This window comes from Dokdonella sp., assembly GCF_019634775.1.
In the GTDB taxonomy this organism is placed as follows: Bacteria; Pseudomonadota; Gammaproteobacteria; order Xanthomonadales; family Rhodanobacteraceae; genus Dokdonella.
Map to the genome: position 1 here is coordinate 71,002 of NZ_JAHCAS010000002.1, position 26,296 is coordinate 97,297.

24 protein-coding genes and 1 pseudogene are annotated in these 26,296 nt (G+C 66.8%); 15 read left to right on the top strand and 10 right to left on the bottom strand.

Going from position 1 to position 26,296, the window contains the following annotated elements; genetic code table 11:
* Window positions 1-26 precede the first annotated feature (26 nt).
* The 6 genes from KF907_RS11200 to KF907_RS11225 all read right to left on the bottom strand — a co-directional run bounded on the left by KF907_RS11200 (window position 27) and on the right by KF907_RS11225 (window position 8,181).
* Entirely contained in the window at window positions 27-836 is an 810-nt protein-coding gene (locus KF907_RS11200) for a cyanophycinase (RefSeq protein ID WP_291220438.1), read from the bottom strand.
* Between the two features lie 84 nt (window positions 837-920).
* A complete protein-coding gene (locus tag KF907_RS11205; protein WP_291220440.1) occupies window positions 921-3,569 on the bottom strand; it encodes a sensor domain-containing protein in 2,649 nt (882 codons plus the stop codon).
* 144 nt (window positions 3,570-3,713) lie between these two features.
* A complete protein-coding gene (locus tag KF907_RS11210) occupies window positions 3,714-4,619 on the bottom strand; it encodes a hydroxymethylglutaryl-CoA lyase (protein ID WP_291220442.1) in 906 nt (301 codons plus the stop codon).
* On the bottom strand, window positions 4,616-5,305 hold the full coding sequence (locus KF907_RS11215) for a hypothetical protein (protein WP_291220443.1): 690 nt from the start codon (window positions 5,303-5,305) through the stop codon (window positions 4,616-4,618). The genes KF907_RS11210 and KF907_RS11215 overlap by 4 nt, the downstream gene beginning before the upstream one ends.
* Window positions 5,302-7,317, bottom strand: a complete 2,016-nt coding sequence (locus KF907_RS11220; protein ID WP_291220445.1) for an acetyl/propionyl/methylcrotonyl-CoA carboxylase subunit alpha — start codon at window positions 7,315-7,317, stop codon at window positions 5,302-5,304. The genes KF907_RS11215 and KF907_RS11220 overlap by 4 nt, the downstream gene beginning before the upstream one ends.
* Window positions 7,318-7,377: 60 nt before the next feature.
* Window positions 7,378-8,181, bottom strand: coding sequence for an enoyl-CoA hydratase-related protein (locus KF907_RS11225; RefSeq protein ID WP_291220447.1), 804 nt, complete (start codon window positions 8,179-8,181; stop codon window positions 7,378-7,380).
* 342 nt (window positions 8,182-8,523) lie between these two features.
* On the opposite strand from KF907_RS11225, the gene KF907_RS11230 reads away from it, so the two are divergent.
* The 4 genes from KF907_RS11230 to hutG all read left to right on the top strand — a co-directional run bounded on the left by KF907_RS11230 (window position 8,524) and on the right by hutG (window position 11,923).
* Window positions 8,524-8,763, top strand: coding sequence for a FeoA family protein (locus KF907_RS11230; protein WP_291220448.1), 240 nt, complete (start codon window positions 8,524-8,526; stop codon window positions 8,761-8,763).
* A gap of 8 nt (window positions 8,764-8,771) precedes the next feature.
* Window positions 8,772-10,583 (top strand): ferrous iron transport protein B, encoded by a 1,812-nt coding sequence (gene feoB, locus KF907_RS11235; RefSeq protein WP_291221217.1) that lies wholly within the window; start codon window positions 8,772-8,774, stop codon window positions 10,581-10,583.
* Window positions 10,580-10,891 (top strand): DUF6587 family protein, encoded by a 312-nt coding sequence (locus tag KF907_RS11240; RefSeq protein ID WP_291220450.1) that lies wholly within the window; start codon window positions 10,580-10,582, stop codon window positions 10,889-10,891. The genes feoB and KF907_RS11240 overlap by 4 nt, the downstream gene beginning before the upstream one ends.
* Before the next feature lie 249 nt (window positions 10,892-11,140).
* Window positions 11,141-11,923, top strand: a complete 783-nt coding sequence (hutG, locus tag KF907_RS11245) for an N-formylglutamate deformylase (RefSeq protein ID WP_291220452.1) — start codon at window positions 11,141-11,143, stop codon at window positions 11,921-11,923.
* Window positions 11,924-11,959: 36 nt separating this feature from the next.
* On the opposite strand, the gene KF907_RS11250 is transcribed toward hutG, so the two are convergent.
* On the bottom strand, window positions 11,960-13,186 hold the full coding sequence (locus tag KF907_RS11250; protein ID WP_291220453.1) for an MFS transporter: 1,227 nt from the start codon (window positions 13,184-13,186) through the stop codon (window positions 11,960-11,962).
* 112 nt (window positions 13,187-13,298) lie between these two features.
* On the opposite strand from KF907_RS11250, the gene KF907_RS11255 reads away from it, so the two are divergent.
* Window positions 13,299-13,445 (top strand): hypothetical protein, encoded by a 147-nt coding sequence (locus tag KF907_RS11255; protein ID WP_291220454.1) that lies wholly within the window; start codon window positions 13,299-13,301, stop codon window positions 13,443-13,445.
* 50 nt (window positions 13,446-13,495) lie between these two features.
* On the opposite strand, the gene parE is transcribed toward KF907_RS11255, so the two are convergent.
* Window positions 13,496-15,391, bottom strand: a complete 1,896-nt coding sequence (parE, locus tag KF907_RS11260; protein ID WP_291220456.1) for a DNA topoisomerase IV subunit B — start codon at window positions 15,389-15,391, stop codon at window positions 13,496-13,498.
* A 211-nt stretch (window positions 15,392-15,602) separates the two neighbouring features.
* On the opposite strand from parE, the gene KF907_RS11265 reads away from it, so the two are divergent.
* From KF907_RS11265 to truD, 8 genes and pseudogenes are all read left to right on the top strand, one after another.
* Window positions 15,603-17,282, top strand: coding sequence for a CTP synthase (locus tag KF907_RS11265; RefSeq protein ID WP_291220457.1), 1,680 nt, complete (start codon window positions 15,603-15,605; stop codon window positions 17,280-17,282).
* Entirely contained in the window at window positions 17,279-18,100 is an 822-nt protein-coding gene (gene kdsA / locus KF907_RS11270; RefSeq protein ID WP_291220458.1) for a 3-deoxy-8-phosphooctulonate synthase, read from the top strand. The genes KF907_RS11265 and kdsA overlap by 4 nt, the downstream gene beginning before the upstream one ends.
* A gap of 14 nt (window positions 18,101-18,114) precedes the next feature.
* Window positions 18,115-18,576, top strand: a complete 462-nt coding sequence (locus KF907_RS11275) for a hypothetical protein (RefSeq protein ID WP_291220460.1) — start codon at window positions 18,115-18,117, stop codon at window positions 18,574-18,576.
* Window positions 18,573-19,868: a phosphopyruvate hydratase gene (eno, locus tag KF907_RS11280; protein WP_291220462.1), complete on the top strand. Its 1,296-nt coding sequence runs from the start codon at window positions 18,573-18,575 to the stop codon at window positions 19,866-19,868. Before KF907_RS11275 ends, eno begins: the two co-directional genes overlap by 4 nt.
* A 25-nt stretch (window positions 19,869-19,893) precedes the next feature.
* On the top strand, window positions 19,894-20,205 hold the full coding sequence (gene ftsB, locus KF907_RS11285; RefSeq protein WP_291220464.1) for a cell division protein FtsB: 312 nt from the start codon (window positions 19,894-19,896) through the stop codon (window positions 20,203-20,205).
* Entirely contained in the window at window positions 20,189-20,890 is a 702-nt protein-coding gene (gene ispD, locus KF907_RS11290) for a 2-C-methyl-D-erythritol 4-phosphate cytidylyltransferase (RefSeq protein WP_291220466.1), read from the top strand. Before ftsB ends, ispD begins: the two co-directional genes overlap by 17 nt.
* Window positions 20,891-20,900: 10 nt before the next feature.
* Window positions 20,901-21,368, top strand: a pseudogene (ispF, locus tag KF907_RS11295) (2-C-methyl-D-erythritol 2,4-cyclodiphosphate synthase); the annotation flags it as partial.
* Window positions 21,369-21,448: 80 nt separating this feature from the next.
* Entirely contained in the window at window positions 21,449-22,462 is a 1,014-nt protein-coding gene (truD, locus tag KF907_RS11300) for a tRNA pseudouridine(13) synthase TruD (protein ID WP_291220468.1), read from the top strand.
* Window positions 22,463-22,668: 206 nt separating this feature from the next.
* On the opposite strand, the gene KF907_RS11305 is transcribed toward truD, so the two are convergent.
* The gene (locus KF907_RS11305; protein ID WP_291220470.1) at window positions 22,669-23,961 is read right to left on the bottom strand and encodes an MFS transporter; all 1,293 of its coding nucleotides are present in this window, start codon (window positions 23,959-23,961) and stop codon (window positions 22,669-22,671) included.
* Between the two features lie 602 nt (window positions 23,962-24,563).
* Between KF907_RS11305 and KF907_RS11310 the strand changes: the two genes are divergently transcribed.
* Entirely contained in the window at window positions 24,564-24,782 is a 219-nt protein-coding gene (locus KF907_RS11310) for a hypothetical protein (protein WP_291220472.1), read from the top strand.
* 9 nt (window positions 24,783-24,791) lie between these two features.
* On the opposite strand, the gene KF907_RS11315 is transcribed toward KF907_RS11310, so the two are convergent.
* Entirely contained in the window at window positions 24,792-25,382 is a 591-nt protein-coding gene (locus KF907_RS11315) for a Smr/MutS family protein (RefSeq protein ID WP_291220473.1), read from the bottom strand.
* A gap of 116 nt (window positions 25,383-25,498) precedes the next feature.
* Between KF907_RS11315 and surE the strand changes: the two genes are divergently transcribed.
* Window positions 25,499-26,272: a 5'/3'-nucleotidase SurE gene (gene surE / locus KF907_RS11320; RefSeq protein WP_291220475.1), complete on the top strand. Its 774-nt coding sequence runs from the start codon at window positions 25,499-25,501 to the stop codon at window positions 26,270-26,272.
* Window positions 26,273-26,296 lie beyond the last annotated feature (24 nt).

Here is a 26,296-nt window from a genome sequence, read left to right on the forward strand (position 1 = left end):
TTCTATCCATTCCCATTCCCGGCCCTTCACCCAATCGCCCGCCGAAAGTCGAGGTCGTAGCGCGCGCCGGCGGTGAGTGAGTGCAGGCGCAGGTTGGTGATGCGGATCGGTGCGCCGTGGTCGAGTTCGGCGGCGTTGGAATCGCTCATCTCGCTCGGGTCGATCAGGGTGACTCCGCCGTGGCCGAGCACGTCGAGCACGTTGTCCGGGCCGATCACGGCGACGGTCGCCGCGTCGATGCCGAGTCCGAGCGCGAACGGATTGAGCGCGAGTGCGGCGAGCAGGCGGCCGAGGCGGTCGCTGGCATGACCGCCCTGGTCGATGACGACGCGGTTGGTCAGGCCGAGGCCGGGCGCCAGAGAGCTGCCACCCATGCGCGGCGTCGGCCCCGGTGCACCGGCGGCAAGCATGTGCTCGCACAGCACGGCGGCACCGGCGCCGATCCCGCAGACGACCATGCCCGAGGCATTGCGCCGGCGCAGCAGGCGAGCGAGCGAGGTGCCGCCGATCACGGTGCTGAGGCGCAATGGTTGAACGGCATCGAGGACGACCAGGTCGGCCTGTTCGACGAGGTCGAGCAATTCACGGTTCTCCGCGGCAGCGCGTGTAGCCAGGTCGAAGCGGTGTGGATTCGTGGTGCCTGCGGCGTACAGCAGGGTTTCCAGTTCGGTGTCGTCGTCCTCGCCGTCGACGGCGCGCACCAGTACGATGCGTGGCGATTCGGCGGCATGGGCGAGGATACGGGTGAGCAGGGCCAGGGTGCGTGGGTCTGCACGAAGTTCGCCGCAGGCGATGATCGCGCCGCGCGTGTGTTCCGGGGCAAGTTTGGCGGGCACGCTTGGGTTTCCGTGGGAGGCTCTGGATTTTAGGGATGCTCGGAGCGAATCCACAACGGCATCACCGCATGGACTCGAGTATCCCTAGGCGCCGCGCTGCCTGCTGCTGCGCACTTCGCTGCGTGCATTGCACGCGCGCGCGTAGGCGGCGAAATCGTTTGCGCGCAGCGGTCGGCTGAACAGATATCCCTGGGCAATGCACATGCCGCGTGTGGCGAGAAAGTCGAGTTGCTGCTCGTTCTCGACGCCTTCGGCGATGACCTCGAGGTCGAGGCTCTGACCAATACGGATGATCGCCTCACAGATCGCCATGTCGGCGGCAACGACCGGGATGTGTTGCATGAAGCGGTGACTGATCTTGATGCCTTCGATCGGCAGGCGGCGCAGGTATCCGAGTGCCGAATAGCCCTCGCCGAAATCGTCGATGACCATGCGCACGCCGAGGCCCTGCAGGATCGAGAAGGTCTGCTGGCTGTCGCTCAGGTCCTCGATCAATACGCGTTCGGTCAGTTCGAGTTCGAGCGCCTCGCCGGGCAGGTCGAACTCGCGCAGCGCGGAGACGATGCAGCTGGTGAGCGAGCCTCCGAGCACCTGCCGGTACGAGACGTTGACCGCGACGTGGGCGAGGTCGAGGCCATCGTTGCGCCATTGCCTGAGCTGGCGGCAGGTTTCGCGGATCGTCCACTCACCGATCGCAACGATATCGCCGTTCGCCTCGGCATACGGAACGAACAGATCAGGCGAAACTTCGCCCAGGTCGTGGTTGGTCCAGCGCAGCAGGGCTTCGGCGCTGCGAACGCGTCGCGTGGCAAGGTCGAGCTGCGGTTGGAACTCCAGTTGGAACTCGCCGGCGTCGATGGCGCGGCGCAGTTGCGATTCGATGTGTACGCGATGGCTCGCGCGGCGCGCGAGTGCCGGTGTGAAGCGTTGCCAGAGGTTGCGGCCACGTCGCTTGGCTTCGACCATGGCGGCGCCGGCATGGCTCATCAACTGGTGCAACGTCGCGCCATCTTCCGGATGCTGCGCAATGCCGGTCGACAGGGTCAGGCGCATTTCGTGGTCGTCGACGCGGAATGGTTCAGCGAACGCGCTGGCAAGCGCTTCGGCCGTGCGCTGGCACTGGTCCTCGTCGCAGTCGGCCGGCAGCAACACCATGAACTCGTCACCACCGATGCGCGCGCACAGCCATTCGCCCGCCAAGTTCGCGCGCAGGCGTTCGGCGACGACGGCGAGCAGGCGGTCGCCAGCGCCATATCCGAGCAGATCATTGACCGTGCGGAAGCGGTCGAGGTTGATATGCAGCAAGGAAGGGCCGCCTTGGCTGCCTGCTTCGGCGATCTCCGCAGCAATGGCTTCGAGCATGACATCGCGGTTCGGCAGTCCGGTCAGCGGGTCGGTCATCGCCTTGCGGCGCAACTGGTCCTCGACGGCTTTCTGCTCGGTGATGTCCTGCAGGGTGCCGCTGAGCGCAGTGACGCTGTCGCCGTGGCGGATCGGGCGGGCGACGATGCGTATCCAGCGCCGGCGGCCGATCGCCGAGGTCATGCGCAGGTCGATCTCGACCAGATCGCCACGACGCACCGTGGCGAGTGCCTCGCGAAAGCGTGTACGCGATTCGCCAGGCATGCAGCACATCATGCGTTCGAGGGTGATCTCGGAATCGAGGGGCAGGTCGAAGATCACGTAGATCTGCCGCGTCCAGTCGATGTGGTCGTTGTCGAAGCCGTATTGCCAGCCACCGATATGGGCAAGTTCCTGGGCCTGTGCGAACAGTTCGGATTCGCGCTTGATCGCGGTCACATCGGTGAAGGTCGACACGACCTGAAGGACATCGGCGCAACCCTCCTTGAATTGCGGTACCGAAGTCACCGACAGCCAGCGTTGCGCACCGATGTGCGGCAGATAGATGCCGATGACGGTATTGCTGATCGCGCGGCCGCTGCGCAGCGCGCGCAGGTTAGGCATTTCCTCGATCGGGAACGGCTGGCCATGCTCGTCGAGCAGCTTCCACTCGGCGAATTGTGCTTCACGCATGGCACGCAATTGCTCGCTGCTGCGCGCGAAGATGCGGCACGCGGCTGGATTGCACGAGACGATGCGTCCGCGCCGATCCTGCACGATCACGCCCTTGTCCATCGCTTCGACGAGCAAGCGGAAGCGTGCTTCCGATGCTCGCAGTTCGAGATCGGCCTTGTGGCGCGAGCTGATGTCGCGCGCGACAGCGACGATGCGCTTGTCGCCGCCGTCGAAGTAGGCGTTGGAGTGCACTTCGACCGGGAAGCCCATGCCGTCGCCGCGTCGGTTGACGGTTTCGATCGTGTAGGTCTGGCCGAGGCGAAACTCGGAGAGCACGCGCTCCATGTGGTCAGGTGGCAGGCCGGGATTGAGGTCGTGGACGCTGAGCGTCTTCAGCACTTCGCGTTCGTATCCGTAGGTGCGGCAGGCTGCGGCATTCGCGTCGACGATGCGGCCAAGTTCATCGTGGATGGTGACCGCATCGGGTACGGCGTCGACCAGGCTGCGGTAGCGCGTGGCGACGGCGATGGCGACGCTGTGAAGGGCGCGTTGCGATGCGAGTGCCTCGCCGAGCGCAGCCTGAAGCTCAGGGTCGGCATCGGAACGTGCGGCCAGTTCCGCGAGTCGGGACCAGACATCGCCGTTTGCGGCCGGCGCGCAGGAAGGTTCCGCATCCGAAATGCGAGCTGATGCGCTTGAGACCTCTTGCTCACCCATTGCATGCATCCCGTGCGTTTGCAGGAATGGCTGCACCCCCGTGCCGGGCGAGCATAGCACCGTCTGAACAAGCCCATCGCGGCTGAAGCCGCTCCCGCAAGATCAGAGCATTGTGGGAGCGGCTTCAGTCGCGATGGGGCTCGATCATGGCTTCCCCGGCGCCATCGCGCGGGCGACCTTGCTCGAGGTTTCCCGGCCCAGCTGGGTGGACAGCCATAGTCCTGTTTCGACCAGGGCGGGCAGGTCCACGCCGGTGGCGATGCCCATGCCGTCGAGCATGTAGACCACATCCTCGCTGGCGACGTTGCCGGTGGCGCCGTTCGCGTAGGGGCAGCCGCCGGTGCCGGATACCGCCGAATCGACCACGGCGGCGCCTTCCTCGAGGCAGGCGAGGATGTTGGCCAAGGCCTGGCCGCGGGTATCGTGAAAGTGCACGGCCAGCGCATCGACCGGCACCTCGGCGGCGACTGCGCGGAACATCGCGCGTGCTTTCGCAGGCGTGCCGATGCCGATCGTGTCGCCGAGCGAGATCTCGTAGCAGCCGAGCTCGTGCAGCCGGCGCGCGACGCGCACCACGTCGCTGACCGCGACCTCGCCCTGGTACGGGCAGCCGAGCACGGTCGAGACATAGCCGCGCACGCGCACGCCCTCGGCCTTCGCGCGTTCGAGCACGGGCCGGAAGCGCTCGATCGATTCGTCGATCGAGGCATTGATATTGCGCTGGTTGAACGCTTCCGAGGCGGCAGTGAACACCGCCACCTCGTCGGCACCGACTTCGCGCGCGCGCTGGTAGCCCTTCTCGTTCGGCACCAGCACCGGATAGGCGATGCCGGGCCGGCGCTCGATGCCCGTGAATACTTCGGCGGCGTCGGCGAGTTGCGGAATCCATTTCGGGCTGACGAAGCTGGTTGCCTCGATCGCGCGCAGGCCGGTGCGTGAAAGGCGGTCGATCAGTTCGATCTTGGTCGCCGCCGGAATGATCGTCTTTTCATTCTGCAGGCCGTCGCGCGGGCCGACTTCGACGATGCGGACGGCGGTGGGCGTGTTCATGGCGACGGATCGGCAGCGGCAGGAGCCGTCGACATGGGGATCGAGTCGACGCGGATCAACGAATTGCTCGGGCGCTTTTCGAAGATGCCAGGCTTGCGGACGACTTCGACCATGGCCGAAGCATCACCGGCGACGAAATTTTCCTGCGAGCGTCCATGCGATTGCCGGTGTACGCCCGGACGCTGGGACACCATTTCGACGCGCCCGCGCAACTTGCCGTCGATCAGAAGGTGAGCGACGCGATCGTGGTCGACCGCGTACATGTCGATGCGGTTTGCGCGGGTGTCGTAGCGGAAGTAATGGTATCCCCCATCCCATTCGCCCTTTGCCTTGCCCTTGTCCTTCTGCTCGATCAGTTGGACTGCGAGGATGCGCATGCGGTCGACGCGCGCGAAGTGCAGATCGGCGGTCAGGTCGTCGTCCTGCTTGCCCTTCTCGAATACGCGGATGTCGCGGCAGCCCGCCCCGATCGCGATGAATACGGCATCGTCCGCCGCTTCCCGCTTGTCTTCGGAGGATACGAATCGCCAGTTGCCGACCCAGCGCGCATCGCAACGCTCGACCTGGTCTCCGGGGAGCGATTCGAAGCGTGTCTCTACACAGCCGGCGAGAACGAGCAAGAGGGTGAGCGCCCCGGCCATGCGCGCGAAACCGTGACCGAACGGGATGGGGTGATGGCGGTTCATTTCGCGTCTCCTGCGGCAAACCGCACCAGCACCGCGTCGGCCTCGACAAAATCGCCGGCGGCAGCCTGAACGGCCTCGATCATGCCTGCACGCGGCGCGCGCAGGCTCAGTTCCATCTTCATGGCTTCCATGACCAGCAATTCCTGGCCTTCGGCAACGACGTCGCCGGCCGTACAGCGCACGACGACGACACGGCCGGGCATCGGCGCCTTGATGCGGTCCTCGCCGCTGGCTTTCACGCTGGTGCCGACGAAGGCCGGCGCATGGCCGAAGCCGCTGCGGCGCGTTCCGTCGTGGATGACGACGCGGCGCGCGTCGGTGAACAGGCGGTGGCGACGGCCGTTGCCGTCGTAGCGCGCACTCAAGGTGCCACCGTCAAGGCGTGCGCCGGCGATCTCGATCGTGCGGCCATCAAGTTCTATGCGGTAGTCGCCACCGGCGCCGAATGCGGCGACTGCATGGCGCTGCCCGGCGCCATCGACCAGGGCGATCACGCGCTTGCCGGCATGGCCGCTGCGCCAGCCATCGGCGCGGCCCCACGGCGAATGCGGATCGCCGCTCGCACGCGCGGCCTGGACGGCGGCGGCTTCCTCGTCGAGCAGGGTGGCGACGACGGCGGCGACCAGCGCATCGTTGCCGGCGGCGTCATCCGCGCCGATGAACTCATCGAGGTGGCGGTCGAGATAGCCGGTGTCGATGCGCCCCTCGACGACGGCCGGATGACGCACCAGGCGTTCGAGGAAAGCAACATTCGATTTCGGCCCGACCACGTCGATCGCGGCGAGTGCCTCGCGCATGCGTTGCAGCGCGGCCGCGCGGTCCACGTCGTGGACGATCAGCTTGGCGATCATCGGGTCGTAGAAGATCGTCACCGTATCGCCTTCGACGACGCCGGCATCGATGCGCACGTGTGCGTCCGCAGTCGGCAGGCGCAGTGTTTCAAGGCGGCCCGAACCGGGCAGGAAGCCCTGCTCCGGGTCTTCGGCGTAGAGGCGCAGTTCGATCGCATGGCCCCGGCTCGTGACCGGGCCGGCGAGCAGTTCGGCCGGCAGGGGCTCACCGGCGGCGATGCGCAATTGCAGTTCGACCAGATCGAGGCCGGTCACGCATTCGGTCACCGGATGTTCGACCTGGAGACGCGTGTTGATTTCCATGAAATAGAAATCACCAGCCTCGCCGACGATGAACTCGACGGTGCCGGCGTTGACGTAGTCGAGCGCGCGCGCGGCGGCGACCGCGGCTGCGCCCATGGCGGCGCGCAACGATGGGGTGACGAAGGGCGAGGGCGTCTCTTCGAGCACCTTCTGGTAGCGCCGCTGCGCCGAGCACTCGCGTTCATTGAGGTGGATGGCATGGCCATGGCGGTCGCCGAACACCTGCAACTCGATGTGGCGTGGGCGCTCGACGTAGCGTTCCAGCAGCACGCGGTCGCGGCCGAAGGCGTTCTTCGCCTCGCGCTGGCAGGATTCGAGCAGCCCGGCGAACTCGCCGGCTTCGCGCACGATGCGCATGCCCTTGCCGCCGCCACCGTAGGCGGCCTTGATCATCAGTGGAAAGCCGATGCGTCCGGCTTCGGCGGCCAGGCGCGCGGGATCCTGGTCCTCGCCCGTGTAGCCCGGCACGACCGGCACGCCATGCGCGGCCATCAATTCCTTGGCGCCGGCCTTCGAGCCCATGCGCCGCATCGAATCGCCGGAGGGGCCGATGAAGGCGAGGCCGGCGGTGGCGACGGCATCGGCGAAGTCGGCGTTTTCGGACAGGAAGCCGTAACCGGGATGGACCGCCTGTGCGCCGGTGGCCAGCGCCGCTTCGATGATCGCGTCCCCGCGCAGGTAGGACTCGGCCGGCCGCGGCCCGCCGATGGCGATGGCGACATCGGCCTGGCGCACGTGCTGCGCATCGGCATCGGCGCTCGAATACACCGCGACCGTGCGGATGCCGAGCCGGCGGCAGGTACGGATCACGCGGCAGGCGATCTCGCCGCGGTTGGCGATCAGGATCGTGTCGAACATGGGCGCTCCGTGGGCCGGTGGGCGGTCGGGTTCATGGACGAAAGGGCCGCGCGGGGCGACTCAGGCTTCGCCGCCGCTGCGTGCCCATGCCGGCGGGCGCTTGTCGAGGAAGGCGCCGAGGCCTTCCTGACCTTCCGGCGAGACGCGCAGGCGCGCGATCAGGTCGGCGTTGGCTGCGTCGATCGCGCTGGCGCCTTCGGCGGTGATGCCGGCCATGCGCAGGGCCAGGCGCTTGGCCTCGTCCTGCGCAACCGGGCCGCACTTGCCGAGGAAATGCACGAGGCGGTCGATCGTGTCGTCGAGTGCCTCGCGGGCGACGCAGTCATGCAGCAGGCCGATGCGCCGCGCTTCGGCGGCATCGAAGACCTCGGCGCTGGTGAAGTAGCGCCGTGCCTGGCGTGCGCCGATCGCGGCGACCACGTAGGGCGAGATCACCGCCGGCACGAGGCCGAGGCGCGCCTCGGACAGTGAGAACTTCGCGTCGACGACGCCGATGGCGATGTCGCAGCAGGCGACCAGACCGACGCCACCGCCATAGGCCGAACCGTTGACGCGCGCGATCGTCGGCTTGGGCAGGAAGTTCAGCGTGTGCATGAGGCGGGCGAGGGCGAGTGCATCGTTGCGGTTCTCATCCTCGCCGGCGCGGGCCATGCCGCGCATCCAGTTGAGGTCGGCACCGGCCGAGAACGTGCTGCCGAGGCCGGTGAGGACGACCGTGCGCACGTCCGGGTCGGCCCCGGCCATCGCCAGAGCCACGGTCAGTTCGGCGATCAGCGCGGCATCGAAGGCGTTGTGCACCGATTCGCGGGCCAGGGCGATGCGCGCGACACCGCCGTGCCGTTCGATGCGCAGGGTTTCGCTCATGCAGAGGCTCCGCGAGGGGAAGCGGGGATTCTAGGGATGTTCCGATCAATCCCACAACGGCGTCATGACATCCGCAAGGCCCACCGCGCTGCGAACCTTGCGGATGTCATGACGCCATTGCGGCATGGACCAGAGCATCCCCATGGGCCGGGGGTGCGAGCACGGTTTGGAACGGGTGGGTAGCGCGGTGCAGGCTCGAATCTCCGCTGCAGACACGCTCGGGCGGCCGAAGGCGTGCGTGGATGTTGCCGCGTCCGCTTGTCGCGCCCGTGCCGCGCGCCCTGCTGGGGACGCTTGCAGGGCCTATAATGCGAACCATTCTTGTTTGCGGGCGGTCATAGCGTGCGTCTATCCGAACTCTCCCGAGGTGCCAGCGCCGTGGTTCGCTCGATCGAACCCGTATCCGCGACCGATGCCGTGGCCCGGCGGCTGCGTGACCTCGGCTTCGTCGATGGCGAGCCGGTGCGCATCGTCGGCCAGGGGCCGTTCGGTGGCGATCCGCTGCTCGTCCAGGTGGGCTACACGCGCTTCGCCCTGCGCCGCGCCGAGGCCGCGCGTGTGATCGTCGAGGGCACGCCGTGAGCACGCCCATGCTGCACCTCGCCCTCGTCGGCAATCCGAACTGCGGCAAGACCGCACTGTTCAACCTGCTCACCGGGGCGCGCCAGAAGGTCGCCAACTATGCCGGCGTCACCGTCGAGCGCAAGGAGGGCAGCTTCACCACCGCCGCCGGCCGCAGCGTGCGCCTGCTCGACCTGCCGGGCACCTACAGCCTCGATGCGGCCAGCCCGGACGAGATCATCACCCGCGACGTCTGTCTCGGCACCGTTCCCGGCGAACCGCGGCCGGATGTCATCGTCTGCGTGGCCGACGCAACCAACCTGCGCCTGCACCTGCGCTTCGTGCTTGAGCTCAAGCGTCTCGGCCGGCCGATGATCCTTGCCCTCAACATGATGGATGCGGCGCGCCGGCGTGGCATCGTCATCGATGTGCCTGCACTCGAGCGCCGTCTCGGCATTCCGGTGGTCGAGACGGTGGCGGTGCAGCGCCACGGTGCCGATGCCTTGCGCGCACGCCTCGATACCGCGGTCGCACCGGCATCGGCACCGCCAGCCGACCTCGACCTGCATGCCGAAGTCCGCAGCCTGCTGGATGCCGCGGTGACGATGCCGAATCGCACGGCGGCGACCGACGAGGCCCTCGACCGCGTGCTCGTGCATCCGGTGTTCGGCCTGGCCATCCTCGCCGTGGTCATGTTCCTGATCTTCCAGGCAGTGTTCTCCTGGGCCGAACCGCTGATGGACGGCATCGAGGTGGCGTTCGGCGCGCTCGGCGAATGGATCGGCCCGGCGCTCGAATCGATGCCGCTGCTGCAGAGCCTCGTCGTCGACGGGATCATTGCCGGCATCGGTGGCGTGCTGGTGTTCCTGCCGCAGATCCTGATCCTGTTCCTGTTCATCCTCGCCCTCGAGGAATCGGGCTATCTGCCGCGCGCGGCCTTCCTGCTCGACCGGCTCATGCTCAAGGTCGGCCTGACCGGGCGCTCGTTCATCCCGCTGCTGTCGAGCTTTGCCTGTGCGATCCCCGGCATCATGGCCACGCGCAGCATCCAGGATCCGCGCGACCGTCTGACCACGATCATGATCGCGCCGTTGATGACCTGCTCGGCACGCCTGCCCGTCTATACCCTGCTGATCGCCGCCTTCATTCCCGAGCGCACGGTGGCTGGCGCGTTCAACCTGCAGGGCATCGTGCTGTTTTCGCTGTACGTCGGAGGCATCGTCAGCGCGCTCGCCGTGGCCTGGGTGATCAAGCGCTTGCGCAAGGACAAGAGCGAGCATGCGCTGCTGATGGAACTGCCGTCCTACCGCATCCCGCACCCGCGCGACCTCGCCATCGGCCTGTGGGAGCGCGCGATGATCTTCGTCAAGCGCGTCGGCGGCATCATCCTCGCCCTGACCGTGATCCTGTGGTTCCTGTCGACCTTTCCGGCACCGCCGGAAGGCGCGACGGAGCCCGCGATCGACTACAGCTTCGCCGGCAGGCTAGGTCATGCCCTGCATGCGGTATTCGCGCCGATCGGTTTCAACTGGCAGATCTGTATTGCCCTCGTGCCGGGCCTTGCAGCGCGTGAGGTCGCCGTGGCATCGCTGGCGACGGTCTACGCGCTCGGCGGCAACGAGGACGGCCTGCAGGCGGTCGTCGCCAACGAGTGGACCCTGGCCACGGCACTGTCGCTGCTCATCTGGTATGTGTTCGCGCCGATGTGCCTGTCGACGCTGGCCACGGTGCGGCGCGAGACCAACTCGTGGCGGCAGGTGTGGATCATGACCGGCTACCTGTTCGGCCTGGCCTACCTTGCATCGTTCATCACCTATCGCATCGCTTTGGCCTGGTCATGACGATGGCATCGCTCGCGCAGACGCTGATCCTCACCGCGGTGGCGCTGGTCGCGCTCGGCTTCGCGGTGCGACGGCTGCTGCCTGGGACGAGCACGCGCATGCTGGCCGGTGTTGCTGGCTACCTCGACGCGCCGGGCCGTTCGCGTTTCAGCCGTTGGCTCGGTGCGCGCCTGCGCCCGGCGCGTGCCGCCGGCGGTTGTGGCAGCGGTGATGGCTGTGGCGGTTGTGGTGGCTGCGGCAGCACGGATGGCGCGAAGGCGAAGGGCGATGCGCAGCCGCTGGTGTTCACGTCCAGAAAACGACCGTAGGAAACGGCCGTAGGAAACGGCCGTAGGAAACGGCTTTAGCCGTGATGCCCGTTCTTTGCGGCCTATTCCAGACAAGCATCACGGCTAAAGCCGTTTCCTACGGAGGATCGAAGGATCGAAGGATCGGAGGATCGAAGGATCGAAGGATCGAAGGATCGAAGGATCGAAGGATCGAAGGGCCGGGGAGCCGAACGACTGCGAGCGCCGCCGTTTCAACCATTCCCCATTCCCGGCTCGTACACTCCCGCCATGAACGACACCTTCACCCTGCATCGCGGTACGGCACCGCTGCTGGTCAGCCTGCCGCATGACGGCACCTACCTGCCCGATGACATCGCCGCGACGCTGACCCCGTCGGCGCGGCGCGTGCCTGATACCGACTGGCATGTTTCACGCCTGTACGCCTTCGCGCGCGAGCTCGGCGCGTCGATCCTCGTGCCACGTTGCTCTCGTTACGTGGTCGACCTCAATCGCCCGCCCGACGATGTCTCGCTGTATCCGGGGCAGAACACGACCGGCCTGTGCCCGACCGTGCAGTTCAGCGGCGAGCCGGTCTATCTGAATGGTCGCGAGCCAGACACCGCCGCGATCGCCGCGCGCGTCGAAACCTGCTGGAAGCCCTACCACGTGGCGTTGGCCGACGAACTGGCGCGCCTGCATGGCATGCATGGGCGCGTCGTCTTGTGGGAAGGCCATTCGATCCGCAGCGTCGTGCCGTTCCTGTTCGAGGGCCGCCTGCCTGATTTCAACCTTGGCACAGCCAACGGCGCGAGCTGTTCGCCCGCCCTGCAGCAGCGTCTCGTCGACGTCCTCGAAGCCCAGGCCGACCATTCGTTCGTCGTCAACGGCCGCTTCAAGGGCGGCTACATCACGCGCCACTACGGCCGCCCCGCCGATGGCATCGAAGCCGTGCAGCTCGAACTCGCGCAGGTGACCTACATGGACGAGGCGACGTGCCTCTACGACGCCGATCTCGCCGTGCGCCCACAGGCCCTGATCCGTCGCCTGCTCGAAGCTGCTCTTGCTGCCTGATTCACCTTCGCGTCCGCGCCGATCACGTCCTCCCGCCTACGGGTGGTGGGGTTTCGTCTTCGGCAGGAACCAGGCAAGCAATCCGATCGCCGGCAACCAGGCGCAGATCGCATAGACGGCCTCGATGCCGATACGGTCGGCCAGCTGGCCGAGTACTGCTGCGCCGAGGCCGCCCATGCCGAAGGCGAAGCCAAAGAACAGACCCGAGACCGTACCGGTGCGACCCGGTACGAGTTCCTGCGCGTAGACGAGGATCGCCGCAAACGCCGAGGCGAGCACGAAGCCGATGACGATGGTCAAGACCGTCGTCGCGCCGAGGTTTGCGTGGGGCAGCAGCACGGTGAACGGCAGCACGCCGAGGATCGAGCCCCAGATCACGTAGCGGCGGCCGATGCGGTCGCCGACCGGGCCGCCGACCAGCGTGCCGGCGGCGACCGCTCCAAGGAAGGCGAACAGGTGCAACTGCGCAGAACGCGCGTCGAGCCCGAACCGTGCCATCAGATAGAACGTGTAGTAGCTCGTCAGGCTGGCGAGGTAGAAATATTTCGAGAACACCAACAAGCCGAGCACAAAGAGGGCACGCACCACGGTGCCGCGGGGCAGGACGAGCGCGGTCGAGACGACATGCTTTTGCCTGCGCGCATGTGCGAGTTCGGCTGCGTACCAGCGGCCGATGCGAGCGAGCATGATGATGCCGGCCAGCGCGGCGATGGCGAACCAGCCGATGCTTCCTTGGCCGCGCGGCATGACGATGAAGGCGGCGAGCAGCGGTCCGATCGCCGAGCCGATGTTGCCACCCACCTGGAACAGCGATTGCGCGAACCCATGCCGGCCGCCCGAGGCCATGCGCGCGATGCGCGAGGATTCGGGATGGAACACCGACGAGCCGGTACCGATCAGCGCCGCGGCGACCAGCAGCAGCGCGAAACCCGTCGCCTGCGACAGCAGGACGAGGCCGATCAGGGTCGAACCCATGCCGAAGGCCAGCGAATACGGCTGCGGGTGGCGGTCGGTGTAGATCCCGACCAGCGGCTGCAGCAGCGAGGCGGTGAACTGCCAGGTCAGGGTGATGAGGCCGATCTGGCCGAAGTCGAGCGCGAACCGTTCCTTGAGCAGCGGATAGACCGCTGGCAGCAGCGACTGGATCAGGTCGTTGAGCAGGTGGCACAGACTCAGCGCGACGAGCAGCGGCAGGGCGATCGGTTTGACCGCGCCAGGCGAGGTCGCCGGTACAGACGGGATATCGGCAGCGGGTGTGGACATCGGCGGGATGGGCAGGCCAGGACGAAAGCATAACCGGCCAGCGATCAATCGGAGGATTGCGGGAGCTATCCCCGGCAACTTTCACTCCCCATCACCTGTTCCGGGACTCCGCATGAACGAGCAGGAACAACGATCGGTCCCCGCCTTGAGCCTGATGGCCGCCTTTGCCGACGGCGGCAAGCACGAACGCGAGCGCGAGGAGATCCGGCGCATCGCCGGCTCGACGGACGGCCAGTCTGCCTTCGCCGTCGCGCCTTGATCTGCCCACGCACAGGACGGTGACGCCGTTGTGGGATCGATCAGGGCATCCTAGACCTCGAGCGAAGCCAGGTCGCCCTTTTCCTCGAGCCAGGCCTTGCGGTCGGCGGCGCGCTTCTTCGCCAGCAGCATGTCCATGAGCTTGTGCGTGGCTTCGCCGTCGCCATCGTCGATGGTGAGCTGGACGAGGCGGCGCGTATCCGGGTTGATGGTCGATTCGCGTAGCTGCGTGGGGTTCATTTCGCCGAGACCCTTGAAGCGCGTGACGCTGACCGCGCCGCGCAGCTTCTCGCGCTGGATGCGTTCGAGCGTGGCGTCGCGCTCGGCTTCGTCGAGGCAGTAGAACATCTGCTTGCCGACGTCGACGCGAAACAGCGGCGGCATGGCGATGAACACGTGACCATTGCGCACCAGCGCCGGGAAGTGGCGCAGGAACAAGGCCGACAACAGGGTGGCGATGTGCAGGCCGTCGGAGTCGGCGTCGGCGAGGATGCAGATCTTGCCGTAGCGCAGGCCGCCTATGTCGTCCTTGCCGGGATCGCAGCCGATGGCGACGGCGAGGTCGTGCACTTCCTGCGAGGCGAGCACGCTGCCCGATTCGACTTCCCAGGTGTTGAGGATCTTGCCGCGCAGCGGAAGGATGGCCTGGAAGTCCTTGTCGCGCGCCTGGCGCGCGCTGCCGCCGGCCGAGTCGCCCTCGACGAGGAAGATCTCGGTGCGCGAGAGGTCGCTGGACGCGCAGTCGGCGAGCTTGCCGGGCAGGGCGGGGCCCTGGGTGATCTTCTTGCGCACGATCTGCTTCTCGGCCTTGAGGCGCAGCGTGGCGCGCTCGATGGCGAGCTGGGCGATCTTCTCGCCGATCGCGACATGCTGGTTGAGATACAGCGAGAAGCCGTCGTGCGCGGCGCCCTCGACGAGGCCGGCTGCGTCGCGCGAGGACAGGCGTTCCTTGGTCTGGCCCGAGAACTGCGGCTCCTGCATGCGCAGCGACAGCACGAAGCACAGGCGGTCGAAGACGTCCTCCGGCGCCAGCTTGACGCCGCGCGGCAGCAGGTTGCGGAAATCGCAGAACTCGCGCAGCGCGTCGGTGAGGCCGGTGCGCAGGCCGTTGACGTGGGTGCCGCCCTGCGCGGTCGGGATCAGGTTGACGTAGCTTTCCTGCACGAGTTCGCCCTCGGGCAGCCAGGCGATCGCGAAATCGACTGCGCTCTTTTCGCGCTGCTGGTTGCCGATGAACAGCTCCGCGGGCAGGTACTCGGTTGCGCCGAGCATCGAGCGCAGGTAGTCGCGCAGGCCATCCTCGTAGCGCCACTCGACCTGCTCACCGCTGGCCTCGTCAGTCAGGCGCACGCTCAGGCCCGCGCAGAGCACGGCCTTGGCGCGCAGCAGGTGCTTGAGCTTGCCGAGCAGGATCTTCGGCGAGTCGAAATACTTCGGGTCCGGCCAGAAGCGCACGCTGGTGCCGGTCTGCTTCTTCGGCACGCTGCCGATCACGCTTAGCGGGGTGGCGCGGTCGCCGTTGGCGAAGTCGATGCGGTGGACCTGGCCGTCGCGGCGGATCGTGACCTCCACGCGCGTCGACAGCGCGTTGACCACGCTCACGCCGACGCCGTGCAGGCCGCCCGAGAATGCATAGTTGCGGTTCGAGAACTTGCCGCCCGCGTGCAGACGCGTGAGGATCAGTTCAACGCCCGGGATGCCTTCTTCGGGATGGATGTCGACCGGCATGCCGCGGCCGTCGTCGGTGACGCTGACCGAACCGTCGGCGTGGACGACGACCTCGATGGTCTTCGCATGGCCGGCGAGCGCCTCGTCGACCGAGTTGTCGATGACTTCCTGGGCGAGGTGGTTCGGGCGGGCGGTGTCGGTGTACATGCCCGGGCGACGCTTGACCGGCTCGAGGCCGGACAGGACTTCGATATCGGCGGCGTTGTAGCGGCTGCTCATCTTCTGCGGTGCGGCAAGGGACCGCGCATGGTGGCCGGATCGCCCATGGCTGGCAAGACGCCTGGTCACGGCGGGGTGCCTGCCGGGTGTGCAGGGCACGCGACAGCCTGCCGCGGTGGGCGTCGGGCGGCGCTGCGGCCTGCGTGCCGGTCCGCCCTCGCAGGCCGGGCGTGATCCTGTAAAATGCGCTTTTCCTGCGGAAGCCCGCCCCATGACTCCCCTGATCTTCGTCACCGGCGGCGTGGTGTCCTCGCTTGGCAAGGGCATCGCTGCCGCCTCGCTGGCGGCCATCCTCGAAGCACGCGGTCTGCGCGTGACGATGATGAAGCTGGATCCCTACATCAACGTCGATCCGGGCACGATGAGCCCGTTCCAGCACGGCGAGGTCTACGTCACCGACGACGGCGCCGAGACCGACCTCGATCTCGGTCACTACGAGCGCTTCGTGCGCACACGGCTGACCGGCAGGAACTCGATAACCACCGGCAAGATCTACGAGAGCGTGATCGCCAAGGAGCGTCGTGGCGATTATCTCGGTGCGACCGTGCAGGTCATCCCGCACATCACCGACGAGATCAAGCATCGCATCTACGAGGCGACCAACGGTTACGACATCGCCCTGGTCGAGGTTGGTGGCACGGTTGGCGACATCGAGTCGCTGCCGTTCCTCGAGGCGATCCGCCAGATCCGCATCGAACACGGCTCCGAGATGTCGATGTTCATGCACCTCACGCTGGTGCCGTACATCAAGGCTGCCGGCGAGATCAAGACCAAGCCGACCCAGCACTCGGTCAAGGAGTTGCGCTCGATCGGCATCCAGGCCGACGTGCTGCTGTGCCGCTGTGAGCAGCCGTTGCCGCAGGCCGACCGCCGCAAGATCGCGCTGTTCACCAACGTGCCCGAGAAAGCCGTCATCAGTGCGGTCGATGTCGACGTGATCTACAGCCTGCCGCTGTGGCTGCACCAGCAGAAACTCGACGACATCGTCCTCGATCGTCTCGGTATCAAGGCCAGGCCGGCGGATCTCTCGGAGTGGCAGCGCACGGTCGAGGCGGTCGAGCATCCGAAGGACGAGGTAACGATCGCGATCGTCGGCAAGTATGTCGAGCACAAGGATGCCTACAAGTCGCTCGGCGAGGCGCTGCGCCATGGCGGCCTCAAACAGCACACGCGGGTCAACCTGCGCTGGGTCGAGTCCGAGGAAGTCGAGCGCCATGGCGGCGAGGCGCTCAAGGGTGCCGACGGCGTGCTCGTGCCCGGCGGCTTCGGCAAGCGTGGCTTCGAAGGCAAGATCGCCGCAGCGCGGTACGCACGCGAGAACCGGGTGCCGTACTTCGGCATCTGCTACGGCATGCATGCCGCGGTGGTCGACTTTGCCCGCCATGTCGCTGGTCTCGAGGCGGCCAACTCCAGCGAGAACGATCGCAACTGCAAGGATCCGGTCATTGCCCTCATCACCGAGTGGACGACGAGCACGGGCGAAGTCGAGAAGCGCGACGAGAACTCCGACATGGGTGGCACGATGCGCCTGGGTGCGCAGGAATGCCGACTCAAGGCCGGAACGCTGGCGCGCCAGCTCTACGGCCAGGACGTCGTGCGCGAGCGCCATCGCCACCGCTACGAGTTCAACAACCGTTATCGGCAGGCCTTCGAGGACCTTGGCCTCGTCATCTCCGGCAAGTCGATGGACGATCTGCTGGTCGAGATGATCGAGCTGGCCGACCATCCGTGGTTCATCGCCTGCCAGGCGCACCCGGAGTTCACCTCGACGCCGCGCGACGGCCATCCGCTGTTCGTCGGCTTCATCGGTGCGGCACGCGAGTACAAGGCCGTGCGCAATGCGCCCGCCGTGGACAATGTCGTCAGCGCGAAGATCGGGGCAACGGCATGAACCTGTGCGGGTTCGAGGTCGGCCTCGATCGGCCGCTGTTCCTCATCGCCGGCCCCTGCGTGATCGAGAGTGAACAGCTTGCCCTCGACACCGCCGGGCAGCTGAAGGAGATCACCACGCGCCTCGGCGTGCCGTTCATCTACAAGTCGAGCTTCGACAAGGCCAACCGCACCTCGATCAACGGCCATCGCGGCCCCGGTGTCGACGAGGGCCTGCGCATCCTCGCCGAGGTCAAGCGCCAGATCGGCGTGCCGGTGTTGACCGACGTGCATGAATACACGCCGATGGACGAGGTCGCCGAAATCGTCGACGTGCTGCAGACGCCGGCCTTCCTGTGCCGGCAGACCGATTTCATCGTAAAGGCCTGCAGCGTCGGTCGCCCGGTCAACATCAAGAAGGGCCAGTTCCTGTCGCCGTGGGAGATGAAGCACGTCGCCGACAAGGCGAAGTCGACCGGTAACCCGCAGATCATGGTCTGCGAGCGTGGTGCCAGCTTCGGCTACAACAACCTGGTTTCGGACATGCGTTCGCTGGCGGTGATGCGCGACACCGGCTGCCCGGTCGTGTTCGATGCCACCCATTCGGTGCAACTGCCCGGCGGCGCGGACGGCAAATCCGGCGGCCAGCGCGAATTCGTGCCCGTGCTTTCGCGCGCCGCGGTCGCGGTCGGCATTGCCGGCATCTTCATGGAAACCCATCCCGACCCCGACAAGGCGCTCAGCGACGGGCCGAATGCCTGGCCGCTCGGCAAGATGGAATGGCTGCTCGAATCGCTGCTGGGCATCGATGCGCTGGTCAAGAGAGGGGCGTTGTCTTGATTCGCTTGGCCGTCATGATCGCGATTGCGGTAATGACTTCGCCAGCGTTCGCGTGCAGCAGGGTTGGTGGCCCACCGACAGTGGCCGAGAGCCTTGCATCGGCTGATGAGGTCTTCATCGCGCACCTTGTCTCGGTCAAGGAAATCGTGATGAAAGGTCCCGAGCGCGAAGAGGGGCCCATTCTCGAAGGTCAATACCGGTTGATCGAGGTGCTCAAAGGGAAGCCGGCGCGTAGCGGAAAGGTCCATGATCTTCCATTTGGTCCAGGCAATTGCAGTTTGGGCCTGATGGTTGGGTGGGACTACGTGTTCATGATCAAACGCGCCACGGAATTCCCGCGCTTGCGTTGGGTAGGCATGTTTTCTGGAAGCTTCCCCCTCGGCCCTTATCGCGAAGCAGGGCAATCTGAAGAATCGGAATTGGTCGAAGTCCGAAACATACTCAAAGCACAAACGTCGGTTAAACAAACCCCATGAGCACAATCAGCAAAATCCACGCCCGCGAAATCCTCGATTCCCGCGGCAATCCAACTCTCGAAGCCGAGATCACGCTCGCCGATGGCTCGTTCGGCCGCGCCGCGGTGCCTTCGGGTGCCTCCACCGGCTCGCGCGAGGCGGTTGAGCTGCGTGACGGCGACAAGGCCCGCTATCTCGGCAAGGGCGTGCAGAATGCCGTGGCCAACGTCAACACCACGATTGCCGCTGCGCTGAAGGGTTTCGACGCGAACGATCAGCGTGGCCTCGATGCGAAGCTGATTGCGCTCGACGGTACGTCGAACAAGGGACGGCTCGGCGCCAATGCGCTGCTCGGCGTATCCATGGCCAACGCGCATGCCGTGGCCGCTTCGCGCAAGCTGCCGCTGTGGCAACACCTGGCCGGGGACCGCGCCGCGCGCCTGCCCGTGCCGATGATGAACATCATCAATGGCGGAGCGCATGCCGACAACAACGTCGACATGCAGGAGTTCATGATCCTGCCGGCCGGACTGCCCAGTTTTTCCGAAGCCTTGCGCGCCGGCACGGAAGTCTTCCATGCCCTGAAGTCGGTGCTGAAGGGCCGCGGCCTCAATACCGCCGTGGGCGACGAAGGCGGCTTCGCGCCGAACCTCAAATCGAACGAGGAAGCGGTCGAGACCATCCTCGAAGCGGTGACCAAGGCCGGCTACGCGATCGGCAAGGACATCTGGCTGGGCCTCGATGTGGCCAGTTCGGAGTTCCACAGGGACGGCGCATACCACCTCGAAGGCGAGGGCAAGGTGCTTGGCTCGGCCGAGTTCAGCGAGTTCCTTGCCGGCTGGTGCGCGAAGTATCCGATCATCACCATCGAGGACGGCATGGCCGAAGGCGACTGGGACGGCTGGAAGCTGCTCACCGAGCGCGTGGGGAAGACCGTGCAGCTGGTCGGCGACGACCTGTTCGTGACCAATACGGCGATCCTGAAGGAAGGCATCGACAAGCACATCGCCAATGCCATCCTGATCAAGGTCAACCAGATCGGCACCCTGACCGAAACCCTGGACGCCATCGCCATGGCCGCGGCGGCCAACTATGCCTCCATCATCTCGCATCGATCCGGCGAGACCGAGGACACCACCATCGCCGACCTGTCCGTGGCCACCACCGCCACCCAGATCAAGACCGGATCGCTGTGCCGTTCCGATCGCGTGGCCAAGTACAACCAGCTCCTGCGCATCGAGGAGGCGCTCGGCGCGCAGGCGCGCTACGCTGGCCTCGACGCATTTCCGAACTTGCCGGGATTCCGGCGCTGAGGCCGCGACGGAGGCGGTCCCTGCCATGCTGCGCTATGTCGCCCTGATCCTGCTGATCGTGCTGATCGCCCTCGAGGTCAAGCTGTGGGCGGGGCAGGGCGGCATGGCCGAGGTGTGGCGGCTGGAGAAGGCCGTGGCCGAGCAGAAGGCACAGAACGAGCGGTTGAAGTCACGCAACGACGCGCTCGCCGCCGAGGTCGAGAACCTCAAGACCGGCGACGAGGCGGTCGAGGAGCGCGCACGCTCGGAGCTCGGCCTGATCAAGCCCGGCGAGACCTTCTACCAGGTCGTCGAGTCCACCCAGCCGGCGAATCGCGGCAATGATGGTGGCCGCTGATTCCGCTCTCTGGTGTGTCGTCCCGGCTGCCGGCCGCGGCGCGCGTTTCGGTGCCGAGGTGCCGAAGCAATACGTCAGCGTCGCCGGCAAGCCTCTGCTGCGCTGGACGCTGGAACGACTCGCTGCGCATCCGCGCGTGGCTGGCATCGTCGTCGTGCTGTCGGCCGGTGATCGCTGGTGGTCCGCGGACGAACACATCGGTGGCAAGCCGCTGCTGACCGCGACCGGCGGTGACGAACGCGCCGATTCGGTGCTCGCCGGCCTGGTCGCGCTGGAGACGCGCGTTGCTGACGATGCCTTCGTGCTCGTGCACGACGCCGCGCGTCCCTGCGTGCGTGACGCCGACATCACGCGCCTGGTCGAACTCGGCAGCGGGGCCGGCGGTGCATTGCTCGCCGCGCCGCTGCGCGACACGCTCAAGCGGGCCGATGCCGATGGCCGCGTCGCTGCGACCGAGCCGCGCGAGTCGCGTTGGCGTGCGTTGACCCCGCAGTTGTTCCGCCGCGGCGAACTCGCTGCCGCGCTCGCGCGCGCGCGTGCCGATGGTGCCGTCGTAACCGACGAGGCGATGGCGATGGAGCGCGTCGGGTATCGACCGCTGCTCGTCGAAGGCAGCGACGACAACATCAAGGTCACCACGCCAGCAGACCTCGCGCGCGTGCGCGCGCTGCTTGCCGGCAACTGAGGAATCGCCCATGCGCATCGGCCAGGGTTTCGACGTCCACGCCTTCGGCGCAGGCCACCAGGTCGTGCTTGGCGGCGTCAGCATCCCGCACACGCACGGGCTGGTCGCCCACTCCGATGGCGATGTCGTCATCCATGCGCTGTGCGACGCCATCCTCGGCGCGCTCGCCCTCGGCGACATCGGACGGCATTTTCCACCGAGCGAGGAACGTTGGCGTGGCGTTGGCAGTCGCCACTTCCTCCTGCATTGTGCCGCGCTTGCGCTCGAACAGGGATATGAGCTCGTCAATGCCGACGTCACCGTGATGTGCGAGCGGCCGAAGGTCGCTCCGCATGCCGACGCGATGCGCGTCAATCTTGCCGCAGATCTCGGCTGCACGATCGGTCAGGTCAGCATCAAGGCGACCACTACCGAGAGGCTCGGTTTCACCGGGCGCGGCGAGGGCATCGCCGCATCCGCCGTGGTCTTGCTGCAACGGCGTGCGCAGCGCGTTGCCGAAGCGCCCGCATCGCCCGAGCTGCGCGAACTCGTCGCCCGTCTCGACGTGGACACGCTATCGTGAGAGGCCTGCCGTTCGCACACGGGGGGCCGCCGCTGCGTGGCCGCCTGCGTGCCGTGCCGGAGGATTTCGAGGTCGACGAATGCCTCGGCTTCACGCCGGACGGGCAGGGCGAGCACCTGTTCCTGCGCATCGAGAAGCGCGGCGCGAACACCGAGTGGGTCGCACGTCAGCTCGCCGTGGCGTTGCGCGTTGCGCCGATGGCGGTCAGTTTCTCAGGCCTCAAGGATCGCCACGCGGTGACGCGGCAGACCTTCTCGATACACCTGCCCGGCAAGATCGAACCCGACCTTGGTGCGCTCGCCATCGAAGGCGTACGCGTGCTCGATGCGGCCCGCCACTCGCGCAAGCTCAAGCGTGGCACGCACCGGCGCAACGGCTTTCGCATCCGCCTCACTGATGTCGAAGGTTCGCGCGAAGCAGCCGAGACGATCATTGCCGCCATCGTCGCACGCGGCGTGCCGAACCATTTCGGTGAGCAGCGCTTCGGGCGTGACGACGACAACCTGCGCCTCGCCGAAGCCCTGTTCGGCGGTGCGCGGCTCGACCGCCAGCGCCGTGGCTACGCGCTGTCGGCGGCACGCTCGGCGATCTTCAACCGCGTGCTTGGCGAGCGTGTCGCTGCCGGCACCTGGGATGCCGCCCTCAACGGCGAGGTATGGATGCTGGCCGGCACGCATTCGATTTTCGGTCCGCAGGTCTTCGACGACGCGCTCGCCGCACGGCTTGTCGCCGGCGACATCGATCCGACCGGCCCGTTGTGGGGGCGTGGCGACTTGCGCAGCACCGGCGAAGTCGCGGCGATCGAGCAGGGCGTCGCCGAGGCCATGGCGACGTTCGCCGCCGGACTTGCCGCAGCCGGCCTCGAGCAGGAACGCCGCGCCCTGCGCCTGCGCCCCGCGGAGTTTTCGCATCACTGGGACGGTGACACCGCCCTCGTGCTGTCGTTCACCCTGCCGGCCGGCGCCTTCGCGACGACTGTCGTGCGCGAGCTGTGCGAAATCGTGGCCTGAGCACTTCGATCCCGCGCCTGCACCCAGCGCTGCTCCGGAGCGATGTCCTGCGGCATTGCTGGCCCCGCCCCCTGGCCGTGTCGAGCAGGCTCCGCACGCAACCGATCACATGGCATGGGTGGCATTCGCTGGGAATGCGCGGGTTCGGGGCGGTCGGTCATCCGCATTGGGCCGAATCGTTACGGGCCGGCCGCATTCCCGCCCGGTCAACCGGGTGGGCGGACGACCCGCGCTCTGGCGCCTGTTTCGCGCAGGAAGACGCTGAGGATCATCGCCACGACCACGCCTGCGATGAGCAGGCCGCCGCCGGCCTGATACTGTGACAGGCCGATCGCCTCGCCGGGCGGCGTGCGCGCATTGAGAAACCGACTGAACACCGGATTGAGCAGGGCGGTCATCGAGAAGACGAGACAATTGATCGCGCCGGTTGCCGACCCCTTGATCTGGTCCGGATTGACTTCCTTGATGATCGTGTAAGGGATCATCGCGGCACCCGAGCCGATGCCCATGAGCAGGCCGAGCACATAGGGCGGAAAGTATCCCGGTGGCAGATAGAGTATCGCGGCGAAACAGAGCGCCAGCAGCGCGGCGCCGCCAAGGATCACGGGCTTGCGCCGACCCATGCGGTCGGCGAAATAGCCCAGCAACGGTGCGCCGACCACCCAGCCGAGGGGCACTGTGCTCGCGCGGGCGACTGCGGAGGCCTTGTCCACGTTCAGGCCGTCGCTCAGAAACGGCACGCCCCAGATCATGTCGAAGATCGTCGTCGGGAGAAACAGGAGTCCGGCGATCAGCCCGCAAAGCCAGCTTTGCGGGTTGGCGAGAACCGTCTTGTACGGCGCCAGCATCCTGCGGACCGGCTCGGGAGGCCCATTGGTGGGCGCATAGTCCTGGCGCGCCGGGGTTATCAGCATCATGCCCACCGCAAGCAGGACCAAGATGATTCCCGAAAGGAACCAGAAGTGTTGCCACGGCATCATGGTGTGCACGATCGGGCCGACCGCGAACTGTCCGACGGAACCGCCGAGCATGCCGAAGCACTGGGTCATGCCGACCGCGGTGGCCAGCCATTCCTTGGGGAAGCCGCGGGTCGCCAGATAGACAGCGCCGGTGAACGCCACCGCGGAACCCGCGCCCTGAAGCAGGCGACCGACCTGGGCTGCCGCAAGGTCTCCGAGCCCGAACAGCACCGAGCCCACAGCGACGGCGATCACGCCGACGGGGACCACGTATTTCGGGCCGGCTCGGTCAAGCGCTGCTCCCGTGATGATCGCGAAGATCGCGTAGGTGTAGTAGTAAAGGCCGATGAGCGTGCTCAATGCGACCCTGTTCAGGGTCAGGGCCTGCCCGAGTTCATCCAGCATGACGCCCGGTGCCGACCGCAGCGCATACTGAGCAAAATAGAAAAGGCTGCACATCAACCAGGCGGCGATGAACGCGAGGCGAAGATGTTCGGCCCGAGACAGTTCGTCTGGTTGCGGATTGGTCAGCTGTGGCATGAGTTCATCCCGTTCTGCAGGGTGCCCGAAGGGGGGTAGCGATTCCCGGACTCCACTCAATGCACTTGGTCCGCAAGGAACCCCACGGTCATCCTCGGCTGCGCCGCGTGCGACACCCTGCAGACTCTACCGATGACGTGCCGCCAGTGGAATCATGCGCCCGGCAGCTGCGTCGATGGCCGCGCGGATGTCTCCCGGGAATTGGAATCAACTGGTGTGGCCGACCTGTGCGGGCGCCGCTTGGCGGTGCGCCGGCTCGACAGACGGCCAGCCTGCCTTCGCCGTCAAGCCTTGGTCCGTGTCCTCACTCGACGGTCACGCCGTTGCGGAGTTGTTCGGAGCATCCCTGGGGAGTTTCCGGTTTTCCCCATCGTGGTCGAGGCCGCCCCACGAAATTCAAACCCTGGGGGTGCGGGTTCAGCCGCGAAGGAGTCGGATCGGGCCATCCCCGGAAGAAGGTGCGCCGCCATGGCCGTACCGGGGACGCTGCGCAGGCTTGTGCCGGTGACGCCGTACTCTTGCCACCCTGCCTATAGTGCATGTCGAGCGGTCGCAGCAGACCGGGCCCGGTCGTCCGGCCGCCGTCCTCGATGGAGGTCGTCATGCGCAAGTTCATGTTGATGCTGACAGTGGTGGTCGTTTCCGGAAGCGTGGGTTGTGCGAGCTCGTCGAACGGCGTCGTGCGCAAGGACCGCAATGAAATCGACAGCGCGAAAATCGCGGCCGTCAACGCTTGGGCATTGCAGCGCGGGGTGAAGACCACCTGGGTCAATCCGCCGCTGAAGCGCGTGGCCTACGAACGCGCTCCGCGCAACGATTGAGCCGCCCATTCAGGGTCGTCCCAGCAGGACGAGCACGGCACCCGTGCCGCCCTGCGCCGGCAGGGCCGACGAGAACGCGACCACGTCGCTGCGGCGACGCAGGATCTGCTCGGTCAGGCCCTTGAGCACCGGCCCGCGCGCGGTCGCGGAGCGCAGCCCCTTGCCGTGCACGATGCGCACGCAGTATTCGTGGTGGCGGATCGCCTCGTCGAGGAAGGCGTGGATCGCTTCGCGCGCGACCTCTGCGGTCATCTGGTGCAGGTCGAGTTCGGCACGCACGCTGAACTGGCCACGGCGCAGCTGGCGCAGCAGCCGTCCGGGTTGTCCGGCTTTCAGATGATGGATTTCCTCGCCGACTTCGATCGTTGCGGGGTCGAAAGCGTGATCGAGCAGTTCGTCGCGCACGGCGGCTTCGTCGCGCTCGAATTGGCGGGGTTCTGCGGGCGGCCTTTCCGCCATGACCGGTACTTCGCTGGCGTGCGTGAGCGGGCGCACCGGACCGATCAGTTCGCGGAACAATGCGCTGTCGGCGTCGGTTGGCGCGGGCCGCGCCGGCGCACTGGCATGGCGCGAGGGCTTCGGGATGCGTGGCAGTTTCATCGTTGGCCGCACCATGCCGCGATCGGGCAGGCGCGGCAAGCCGCGGCGCTTCCGCTATCATCGCGGTTTCGCCATGCCTGCCGCGCTGGTTTGCGGTGTCGATCCGAGGGTTTCCGATGCGTGTACTGGTCAGCAACGACGATGGTGTCGATGCACCGGGCATCCATGTGCTGGCCCGTCACCTGGCCACGGTCGGGGAAGTCGTCGTCGTCGCGCCCGACCGTGACCGCTCGGGCGCGAGCAATTCGCTGACCCTGGATCAGCCGATCCGCGTCACCCGCCTCGACGACAGCCGCTACCGCGTCGCCGGCACACCCACCGATTGCGTGCATCTCGCCCTGTCCGGCCTGCTCGACGTCGAGCCCGATATCGTCGTGTCCGGTATCAACAACGCGGCCAACCTCGGCGACGACGTGATCTATTCGGGCACGGTGTCGGCGGCGATGGAGGGGCGTTTCCTCGGCTTGCCGGCGATCGCCGTCTCGTTGGCCACGCGCGACCACAAGGGCGAGCATTTCGAATCAGCCGCATTGGCAGTCATGCAGCTGATGCGCAAGCTCGTGGTCGATCCGCTGCCGGCCGATACCATCCTCAACGTCAACGTGCCTGACCTGCCGTGGGAGCAGATCCGAGGCTTCTCGGTCGCGCGGCTCGGTCGCCGCCATCGTTCGGCACCGTGCATCGCCCAGCAGGACCCGCGCGGACGCCCGATCTGGTGGATCGGTCCTGCCGGCGAAGCCGAGGACGACGGTCCCGGCACCGACTTCCACGCCGTGCGATCGGGCTATGTTTCGATCACGCCGATCCACGTCGACCTGACGCGCTACCAGGCGCTGGAGAAGGTCAGCGGCTGGGTCGGTTCGCTGAGCATGGAGAGCCACGCCGCATGAGCGGGACCGCGATGGCCAGGACGC

What these genes read in the sequence shown, in the direction of transcription:
- KF907_RS11205 (WP_291220440.1), bottom strand. Translation starts at nt 3,569, where the DNA reads ATGGGTGAGCAAGAGGTCTCAAGCGCATCAGCTCGCATTTCGGATGCG.
- KF907_RS11210 (WP_291220442.1), bottom strand. Translation starts at nt 4,619, where the DNA reads ATGAACACGCCCACCGCCGTCCGCATCGTCGAAGTCGGCCCGCGCGAC.
- KF907_RS11215 (WP_291220443.1), bottom strand. Translation starts at nt 5,305, where the DNA reads ATGAACCGCCATCACCCCATCCCGTTCGGTCACGGTTTCGCGCGCATG.
- KF907_RS11220 (WP_291220445.1), bottom strand. Translation starts at nt 7,317, where the DNA reads ATGTTCGACACGATCCTGATCGCCAACCGCGGCGAGATCGCCTGCCGC.
- KF907_RS11225 (WP_291220447.1), bottom strand. Translation starts at nt 8,181, where the DNA reads ATGAGCGAAACCCTGCGCATCGAACGGCACGGCGGTGTCGCGCGCATC.
- feoB (WP_291221217.1), top strand. Translation starts at nt 8,772, where the DNA reads ATGCTGCACCTCGCCCTCGTCGGCAATCCGAACTGCGGCAAGACCGCA.
- KF907_RS11240 (WP_291220450.1), top strand. Translation starts at nt 10,580, where the DNA reads ATGACGATGGCATCGCTCGCGCAGACGCTGATCCTCACCGCGGTGGCG.
- hutG (WP_291220452.1), top strand. Translation starts at nt 11,141, where the DNA reads ATGAACGACACCTTCACCCTGCATCGCGGTACGGCACCGCTGCTGGTC.
- KF907_RS11250 (WP_291220453.1), bottom strand. Translation starts at nt 13,186, where the DNA reads ATGTCCACACCCGCTGCCGATATCCCGTCTGTACCGGCGACCTCGCCT.
- KF907_RS11255 (WP_291220454.1), top strand. Translation starts at nt 13,299, where the DNA reads ATGAACGAGCAGGAACAACGATCGGTCCCCGCCTTGAGCCTGATGGCC.
- parE (WP_291220456.1), bottom strand. Translation starts at nt 15,391, where the DNA reads ATGAGCAGCCGCTACAACGCCGCCGATATCGAAGTCCTGTCCGGCCTC.
- KF907_RS11265 (WP_291220457.1), top strand. Translation starts at nt 15,603, where the DNA reads ATGACTCCCCTGATCTTCGTCACCGGCGGCGTGGTGTCCTCGCTTGGC.
- kdsA (WP_291220458.1), top strand. Translation starts at nt 17,279, where the DNA reads ATGAACCTGTGCGGGTTCGAGGTCGGCCTCGATCGGCCGCTGTTCCTC.
- KF907_RS11275 (WP_291220460.1), top strand. Translation starts at nt 18,115, where the DNA reads ATGATCGCGATTGCGGTAATGACTTCGCCAGCGTTCGCGTGCAGCAGG.
- eno (WP_291220462.1), top strand. Translation starts at nt 18,573, where the DNA reads ATGAGCACAATCAGCAAAATCCACGCCCGCGAAATCCTCGATTCCCGC.
- ftsB (WP_291220464.1), top strand. Translation starts at nt 19,894, where the DNA reads ATGCTGCGCTATGTCGCCCTGATCCTGCTGATCGTGCTGATCGCCCTC.
- ispD (WP_291220466.1), top strand. Translation starts at nt 20,189, where the DNA reads ATGATGGTGGCCGCTGATTCCGCTCTCTGGTGTGTCGTCCCGGCTGCC.
- KF907_RS11305 (WP_291220470.1), bottom strand. Translation starts at nt 23,961, where the DNA reads ATGCCACAGCTGACCAATCCGCAACCAGACGAACTGTCTCGGGCCGAA.
- KF907_RS11310 (WP_291220472.1), top strand. Translation starts at nt 24,564, where the DNA reads ATGCGCAAGTTCATGTTGATGCTGACAGTGGTGGTCGTTTCCGGAAGC.
- KF907_RS11315 (WP_291220473.1), bottom strand. Translation starts at nt 25,382, where the DNA reads ATGAAACTGCCACGCATCCCGAAGCCCTCGCGCCATGCCAGTGCGCCG.
- surE (WP_291220475.1), top strand. Translation starts at nt 25,499, where the DNA reads ATGCGTGTACTGGTCAGCAACGACGATGGTGTCGATGCACCGGGCATC.